Source organism: Acidimicrobiia bacterium (assembly GCA_016650365.1).
Lineage (GTDB): Bacteria > Actinomycetota > Acidimicrobiia > Spongiisociales > JAENVV01 > JAENVV01.
The window spans coordinates 1-1,162 of the sequence record JAENVV010000015.1; the positions used below are offsets into that span (position 1 = coordinate 1).

The 1,162-nt window shown below is 62.0% G+C and carries 2 protein-coding genes; both read left to right on the forward strand.

Annotation, left to right across the window (positions count from 1 at the left end; all coding sequences use genetic code 11):
* Window positions 1–1,057: hypothetical protein (locus tag JJE47_00980; GenBank protein MBK5265984.1), on the forward strand; the 1,057-nt coding region annotated here is incomplete at its 5' end.
* 31 nt (window positions 1,058–1,088) lie between these two features.
* Window positions 1,089–1,162 (forward strand): DUF255 domain-containing protein (locus JJE47_00985; GenBank protein MBK5265985.1); only part of this gene is annotated, 74 nt, incomplete at its 3' end.

A 1,162-nucleotide genomic window follows, 5' to 3' on the forward strand; every position in this document is an offset into this window, starting at 1 on the left:
CGCAGCTCCGCTGGAGATATATCTGGCCGGCGTTGGCGAGTCATTCGGTACCACCGTCGATGGCGAGGTGCTCGGCTTTCGTGCCACCCATGTGGCCCGATTCTCGGCCGACGAGTCGTGTGTAGCTACTCTCGCCAATCCCGATGACTGCATGGCAGTCCCTGTCGCCCGTTCCGACGTCGGAATCGAAGTCGCCATCCCGTATGAGTCAATCGGCGTTTTGGAGTCGGGGGATACGGTGATGGCCAGCGTTCGGGTTGGTGACGACCCAGGGTTCTTCCTGGGCGGTCCGCTCGGACTACAAGTCCCGGACATCTCAGATGTGGCGATTTTCATCGATTCGACCGATCTGATCGGCGACGACCATGGTCCCGGGACCTATACCTATCCAACTGACACCGTCTTCGGGGCGGGATCCTATGACCTGACCCGGTTCACCGCCGGCACGGAGGGCGACGAGTACTTGTTTTCCTTTGAGGTAGTCGCCCCCATTCAAAACCCCTGGGGATCGCCTCGCGGACTATCGGTCCAGACGTTTGATCTGTACATCGACACCGACCCGGGAGGGGCCACCGGCGCCCGGCAGCTCATCGACGGCCGAAACGCCGCCCTCGCCGATGGCAACGGTTGGGAGTTCGGGATCACCATCGAAGGGTGGGATCCAGCCATTTATGTGGCAAGCACTGATGGGACGGTCGAGGAAACCAAACCAACGTTCGACATCATCACGTTTGGGGACAAGGGCAAGGTCGTGGTCCGCATTCCCCAGGCGCTACTGCCCGGCGATCCGACCGCTTGGGGCGTGGCGGTCGCCGTCATGTCACAAGAGGGATTCCCCAGTTCCGGGGTCCGCCGGATTCGCGACGTTGAGACATCGGCTCAGCAATGGAGGGTGGGCGGCGGGACCGGCCATGCCAACGGGACCCGAATCATCGATGTGCTTTGGCGGATCGAAGGCGAGGCCGAGCAGCTGTTGTCCGATTATCCGCCTGCCAGTTCACTCGACGGTTTGACTCCCGACGACTACGGGACGCTTCCCCTGGTGACCGGCCAGTAATTCGCTCCCTCGGCGGGAGTAACCTCTGCCCATGCCCAACCGCCTCGGCGATCAAACCTCGCCCTATCTTCTCCAGCATGCCGACAACCCGGTTGACTGGTACCC